7 protein-coding genes are annotated in these 7,362 nt (G+C 32.9%); all 7 read left to right on the top strand.

The window, feature by feature from the left end; translation table 11 throughout:
- The coding region (locus tag Q1J48_RS01645) for a sodium ion-translocating decarboxylase subunit beta (protein WP_300360705.1) at window positions 1-93 on the top strand (93 nt) is incomplete at its 5' end.
- A gap of 64 nt (window positions 94-157) precedes the next feature.
- A complete protein-coding gene (gctA, locus tag Q1J48_RS01640) occupies window positions 158-1,105 on the top strand; it encodes a glutaconate CoA-transferase subunit A (RefSeq protein WP_300332024.1) in 948 nt (315 codons plus the stop codon).
- A gap of 2 nt (window positions 1,106-1,107) precedes the next feature.
- The gene (gene gctB, locus Q1J48_RS01635) at window positions 1,108-1,911 is read left to right on the top strand and encodes a glutaconate CoA-transferase subunit B (protein ID WP_300332011.1); all 804 of its coding nucleotides are present in this window, start codon (window positions 1,108-1,110) and stop codon (window positions 1,909-1,911) included.
- Window positions 1,912-1,952: 41 nt separating this feature from the next.
- Entirely contained in the window at window positions 1,953-3,713 is a 1,761-nt protein-coding gene (locus Q1J48_RS01630) for an acyl-CoA carboxylase subunit beta (protein WP_300332013.1), read from the top strand.
- Window positions 3,714-3,865: 152 nt separating this feature from the next.
- Window positions 3,866-4,651, top strand: a complete 786-nt coding sequence (hgdC, locus tag Q1J48_RS01625) for a (R)-2-hydroxyglutaryl-CoA dehydratase activase HgdC (RefSeq protein ID WP_300332016.1) — start codon at window positions 3,866-3,868, stop codon at window positions 4,649-4,651.
- 1 nt (window position 4,652) lies between these two features.
- Complete coding sequence (locus Q1J48_RS01620) at window positions 4,653-5,909, top strand: 2-hydroxyacyl-CoA dehydratase subunit D (protein WP_300332018.1); 1,257 nt, start codon at window positions 4,653-4,655, stop codon at window positions 5,907-5,909.
- Window positions 5,909-7,039: a 2-hydroxyacyl-CoA dehydratase subunit D gene (locus Q1J48_RS01615; protein ID WP_300332021.1), complete on the top strand. Its 1,131-nt coding sequence runs from the start codon at window positions 5,909-5,911 to the stop codon at window positions 7,037-7,039. Before Q1J48_RS01620 ends, Q1J48_RS01615 begins: the two co-directional genes overlap by 1 nt.
- Window positions 7,040-7,362 lie beyond the last annotated feature (323 nt).

Below are 7,362 nucleotides of genomic sequence, written 5' to 3'. Positions count from 1 at the left end.
TTCCTATTAATGCATGCTATGGGACCAAACGTTGCAGGAGTTATAGGATCAGCAGTTGCAGCAGGATTCTTTATGATGGTATTTGGAAAATAATAAATTATTGAATAAAACAAAATAAAAATATTTTAAGGAGGTTTTTGACGTGGAAAGTAAAATAATGTCTTTAAAAGACGCTGTAGCAAAATATGTCAAAAATGGAGATCATATGGTAATAGGAGGATTCACTACTAATAGAAAACCATATGCATTAGTTTATGAAATCTTAAGACAAGGATTTAAAGATTTTGTAGGAGAATCAGGACCTGCTGGTGGAGACTGGGATATGTTAATAGGAGCTGGAAGAGTAAAAGCTTATATTAACTGTTATACAGCTAACTCAGGAGTAACAAACGTATCTAGACGTTTCAGAGCTTGGTATGAGCAAGGTAAATTAAACATGGAAGACTACTCTCAAGACGTTATCATGTTAATGTTACACGCTGCATCATTAGGATTACCATATTTACCAGTTCGTTTAATGATGGGAACAGACCTAGTAAATAAATGGGGAATTTCTAAAGAAGTAAGAAAAACAATAGACAAATTACCAGATGATAAATTTGTTTATGTAGAAAATCCATTCAAACCAGGAGAAAAAGTAGTTGCAGTACCAGTACCTGAAATAGACTTAGCTATAATTCACGTACAACAAGCATCTCCAGATGGAACTTGTTCAATATTAGGTGACGAATTCCACGACGTAGATATCGCTATTGCAGCAAAACGTTGTATAGTAACTTGTGAGCAAGTAGTAAGCAACGAAGAAATTCGTTTAGATCCAACTAAAAACTCAATCCCTGGATTCTGTGTTGACGCAGTAGTTCATGCACCATATGGAGCTCACCCAACTCAATGTTATGGATTCTACGACTATGATAACAGCTTCTTAAAAGTATATGACGTAGCAAGTAAAACTCAAGAAGATTTTGAAGCATTCTTAAAAGAATGGGTTTATGATGTGCCAACTCACGAAGCTTACCTAAATAAATTAGGAGCATCTCGTTTAGTAAACTTAAATATAGTTCCTGGATTAGGATATGCAAAAAAAGCTGAGGAGGTAAGATAGAAATGGCAGATTATACTAATTATACAAATAAAGAAATGCAAGCAGTAACAATTGCTAAACAAATAAAAAATGGACAAATAGTTATAGTTGGAACAGGGTTACCTTTAATCGGAGCTTCTGTTGCTAAGAAAGTATTTGCACCTGAATGTAACATAATAGTAGAAAGTGGACTTATGGATTGTAATCCAATAGAAGTACCAAGAAGTGTTGGAGATAGTAGATTCATGGCACATTGTGCTGTACAATGGCCAAACGTTCGTTTCATAGGATTCGAAGCAAATGAATGGTTACATGATGAGTCAAGATTAGTAGCTTTCATCGGAGGAGCTCAAATAGACCCATATGGAAACGTTAACTCAACTTCAATAGGAGACTATAACCATCCAAAAACTAGATTTACTGGTTCAGGAGGAGCAAACGGAATTGCAACTTATGCAAATACAATAATAATGATGCAACATGAAAAAAGAAGATTTATAAATAAAGTAGACTATGTAACTTCTCCAGGATGGATGGACGGACCTGGTGGTCGTGAAAGAGCAGGATTACCTGGAAACAGAGGACCAATAATGGTAGTTACAGATAGAGGAATCTTAAAATTCGATGAAGAAACTAAGAGAATGTACTTAGCTGGATACTATCCAACTTCATCTCCAGAAGATGTATTAGAAAATACAGGATTTGATATAGATGTTTCAAGAGCTGTATTATTAGAAGCTCCATCTCCAGAAGTAATAAAAATGATAAGAGAAGAAATTGACCCAGGTCAAGCATTTATAAAAGTTCCAGTAGAAGAAGCTAAATAATTTTAGATATCTTTAAAAGTAGAAAAATCAGGAGGAAATAAATGAATAATTATTCAATGCCAAAATATTTTCAAAATATGCCTACAATAGGAAAACCTGTAGCAGCAGTAAATAATGAAAATATGGAAGCTTTAAAAGCAATTGAAACTGATATACATGAAGCGATAAAAACTGTACAAGCTGAAGGACGTTCAGATGAATCATTAAATGAATCAGGACAAATGACAGCTTTACAAAGAATAGCAGCATTAGTAGATAAAGGAACTTGGTGTCCATTAAATACTATATATAACCCAGAAGGAAATGACAATGGTTCTACTGGTATAGTAAAAGGATTAGGAAGAATCAATGGTAAATGGGCAGTAATCGTTGCTTCTGATAATAAAAAATTAGCAGGAGCTTGGGTTGCAGGACAAGCAGACAACTTATTAAGAGCTTCTGATACAGCAAAAACTCTAAGAATTCCTTTAGTTTATGTATTAAACTGTAGTGGAGTTAAATTTACAGAGCAAGAGAAAGTATATCCTAACAGAAGAGGTGGAGGAACTCCATTCTTCAGAAATGCTGAATTACAAAAATTAGGAATTCCAGTAATCGTAGGAATATATGGAACTAACCCAGCTGGTGGAGGATACCACAGTATCAGTCCAACATTAATAATTGCTCATAGAAAAGCTAATATGGCAGTTGGAGGAGCAGGAATCGTAGGAGGAATGAACCCTAAGGGACACATCGAAATGGAAGATGCTGAACAAATCATTCAAAATACAATGAATGCAGGAAAACAAAATCCTCCAGGATCTGTTTCAATCCATTTCAATGAAACAGGATTTATGAGAGAAGTTTACCAAGAAGAGTTAGGAGTAATAGAAGGAATTAAAAAATACATTGATATGTTACCTTCATACAACTTAGAATTCTTTAGAGTAGACACTCCAAAACCACCTAAATATTCAGCTGAAGACTTATATTCAATTGTTCCTTTAAATCAAAAGAAAGTTTACGATATGTATGAAGTTCTAGCTCGTTTATTTGATAACTCAGAATTTGTTGAATACAAAAAAGGATTTGGACCTGAAATAATAGCAGGAACAGCTAAGATAAATGGATTATTAGTAGGAGTTGTAGCAAACGCACAAGGACTATTAATGAAATATCCTGAATATAGAGAAAATGCAATAGGAATCGGAGGAAAATTATATCGTCAAGGATTAATTAAAATGAACGAATTTGTTACTCTTTGCGGAAGAGACAAATTACCTATTGTTTGGGTACAAGATACAACAGGAATAGATGTTGGTGACGAAGCTGAAAAGGCAGAATTACTAGGATTAGGACAATCACTAATCTACTCTATTGAAAATACAGATGTTCCTCAATTTGAAATTACATTAAGAAAAGGAAGTGCTGCAGCTCACTATGTATTAGGAGGACCACAAGGAAACAACACTAACGCTTTCTCAATTGGAACAGCAGCAACTGAAATGTATGTAATGAACGGGGAAACAGCAGCAATAGCTATGTACTCTAGAAAATTAGTTAAAGATAAAAAAGCAGGAAAAGATTTACAACCTACAATAGATAAAATGAACGAATTAATCGCTAAATTCCACGGAGAATCAAGACCAAAAGCTTGTGCTGAAACTGGAATGGTAGATGAAATAGTTGATATGACTATGCTTCGTCCTTATATTGAGGCATTCGTAGAATCTGCTTATCAAAATCCAAAAGGAATCTGTGCATTCCATCAAATGTTACTTCCAAGATCAACTCGTGATTTTGATAGCTACACAAAAAGATAATAATTTTATAAATTAAAAATAAACAATATTTCACTTCGTCAGAGGTGAAATATTGTTGTATTATCAGACTTAGATTTTTAATATATATGAGTTTAAAAGTATATATAAGAAATAAATAATTTTTTTTAAGTGCAAGGAAACGGAGGATTTTAATGTACACAATGGGAATTGATATAGGTTCTACTGCATCTAAAAGTGTTATACTAAAAGATGGAAAAGAAATTATCAGTAAAGCCGTTATTAATGTAGGAGCAGGAACAAGTGGTCCAGCAAGAGTTATAGAAGAAGTAACAAAACAAGCTGGGTTAAAAAGAGAAGATATAGCTTGTGTATTAGCAACAGGATATGGACGTAACTCTCTTTTAGAATGGGCAGATTACCAAATGAGTGAGTTAAGTTGTCATGCAAAAGGAGCTAATTATCTGTTTCCTAATGTAAAAACTGTAATTGATATTGGAGGACAAGACGCAAAAGTTTTAAAAGTTGGTCCTAAAGGAGTTTTAATAAACTTTGTAATGAACGATAAGTGTGCTGCTGGAACTGGAAGATTCTTAGATGTAATGGCAAAAGTTCTAGAAGTAAAAGTAAGTGATCTTCAACATTTATCTGCAGAATCAACAAAAGATGTAAGTATCAGTTCTACATGTACAGTTTTTGCTGAATCAGAAGTTATTTCCCAATTAGCAAAAGGAACAGATAAAAGAGATATAATAAGAGGAATCCATCGTTCAGTTGCTGGAAGAGTTGGAGGACTAGCAAAAAGAGTAGGGTTAGAAGACGATTTAGTTATGACAGGTGGTGTTGCTTTAAATGGTGGAGTTGTTTTAGCAATGTCTGAAGAGTTAGGGAAAGAAGTTAAGACTTCACCTTTAACTCAATTTACAGGAGCTATAGGAGCAGCATTATTTGCATATCAAAAAATACAAAGGAGTGAATAGAATGAGCGAAGTAAATAAGCCAGTAGAAGAAAAAAAACCAGCTAAGGTTGTTCTTAGAGAGTTAGTAGAAAAAGAAGTATATCAAGCAGCATGGGAAGCAAAAAGAAACGGTGAGCCAGTAGGTTGGTCATCATCTAAATTCCCTTCAGAAATTTGTGAAGCTTTAGGATTAAAATTAGTTTATCCAGAAAACCAAGCAGCAGCTATAGGAGCAAAACATGGTGGAGAAAGAATGTGTGAACATGCAGAAGCTATGGGATTTGATAACGATATCTGTGCTTATACAAGAATAAACTTAGCATACGCAGCAGGTTATGAAGCAGATGAAAAACCAATGCCTCAACCAGACTTCGTATTATGTTGTAACAACATTTGTAACTGTATGACAAAATGGTATGAAAACATTGCAAGAATGCATAACATTCCATTAATAATGATAGACGTACCTTATAGCAATACTAAAGAAGTAAGCCAAGCTCAAGTAGATTACTTAAGAGGACAATTCGATGAAGCTATCGAAAAATTAGAAAAAATAGCTGGTCGTAAAATGGATCCAAAAAAATTCGAAGAAGCTTGTGAAAATGCTAATCGTTCAGCAAAAGCTTGGTTAAAAGTATGTTCTTACTTACAATATAAACCATCTCCTTTCGCTGGATTCGACTTATTCAACCACATGGCTGATATAGTTACAGCTCGTGCTAAAAAATCAACAGCTTTAGCTTTTGAAGCTCTAGCAGAAGAGTTAGAAGAAAATGTAAAATCAGGAAAATCAACTTGGAAATATGAAGAAAACTATAGAATAATGTTTGAAGGAATCCCTTGTTGGCCACAATTACAAAAATTATTTGCACCATTAAAAGAGAAAGGAATCAATACAACAGCAGTTGTTTATGCACCAGCATTCGGATTCGTTTACAATAATATGGACGAATTAATGAGAGCTTACTGTGTTGCACCAAACTCAGTTTGTTTAGAAAAAGGTGTTGAGTGGAGAGAAACTTTATGTAAAGAAAACCATGTAGATGGAATATTAGTTCACTACAACAGAAGTTGTAAACCATGGAGTGGATATATGCCTGAAATGGAAAGAAGATTCCGTAAAGATTTAGGAGTAGCAGTAGCTGGATTTGACGGAGACCAAGCTGACCCTAGAAACTTCTCTGACGAACAATATAGAACTCGTGTTGAAGGACTATTTGAAGTTATGGAAGCAAATAAGGCTAAAAGAGAAGCTGCTAAAGAGGGAGGAGACAAATAATGACTAGAGTTGAGGAATTATTAAATAATTTTAGAGAAATTGCATACAATCCAGAAAAACAAATGGCAAAATATAAAGCAGAAGGTAAAAAAATAATAGGATGTTTCCCATACTATATTCCAGAAGAAATAGTTTATGCTTCAGGAATGGTTCCATTTGGTGTTTGGGGAACTCACGGAACAATCAGTAGAGCAAAAGAATATTTTGCATCATTCTATTGTACAATAGCTCAAATGAACTTAGAAATGGCTTTAGAAGGAAAATTTGATGGATTATCAGGAGTAATCTTATCATCTATGTGTGATACATTACGTCCATTATCACAAAACTTTAAAGTAGCTATACCTCATTTACCATTTATGTTCTTAGCTCATCCACAAAACAGAAAACCTGAATATGGAATTAAATTTACTATGCATGAATTCAGCAGAGTAAAAGGACAATTAGAAGAGATAGCTGGACATAAAATTGAAGATGAAAAAATGTTCGAAGCTTTCAGAGTTTATAATGAAAGTAGAGCAACAAGAAGAGAATTTGTTAAATTAGCTGGAAAACATCCAGAAGCTGTATCTGCAGTAAATAGATCTGCTGTTTTAAAAAGTGCTTTCTTTATGTTAAAAGATGAGCATACAGCTATGTTAAAAGAATTAAACGCAGAATTAGCTAAATTACCAGAAGTAAAATGGAATGGAGTTAAAGTTCTTACATCAGGAATTATTATGGATAATCCTAAATTATTAGCATTATTTGATGAATATAAAATAGCTATTGTTGCTGATGATATCGCTCATGAATCAAGAGCATTCACAACAGATGTTCCAATGGATATAGAAGATCCTATCAGAGCTTTAGCAGTACAATTTGCTAACCAAGATAACGATACAATATTATACGATCCAAAAATTGAAGAGCGTCCTAAATATGTAGCAAGAAAAGCTAAAGATGCTGGAGCTGATGGAGTAGTAATCGCAATGATGCAATTCTGTGACCCAGAAGAATTAGAATATCCATCATTAAGAAAAGCTCTTGATGAAGCTGGATTACCTCATATTAAATTTGGATTTGACCAACAAATGGTTGACTTCGGACAAGCAAGAACTTCATTACAAGCTTTTGCTGAAAGTTTATAATATAATAAACTATTTAAACTCAGTTGTAATTTTACAACTGAGTTTTTTTAATTATTAGAAAAATTATAAATTAATTTTTAATATGATGGCGGATAAAATCTTAAAAGTAAAAAAATTTAAAAATTAATATTGGGAAGATTTTGAATTAAAAAAATTAAATAAATATTTTTTAATATTATTTAATTTTTTACAGGAGAAATATAAAAATTTTTATTTTTAAGTAGGTGTAGATAGAAATTAAAAAATTATAACTTATAAGAAAATAAAAAAATTAATGATAAATAAAGGAAGAATTTGAATATTAGAGATTTTTATTAGATAAA

The sequence above is a fragment of the Fusobacterium sp. genome (assembly GCF_029258315.1).
Taxonomy (GTDB): Bacteria; Fusobacteriota; Fusobacteriia; order Fusobacteriales; family Fusobacteriaceae; genus Fusobacterium_B.
The sequence above is the reverse complement of the archived record's forward strand: the minus strand, read 5'-3'. Positions and strand labels throughout refer to the sequence as shown.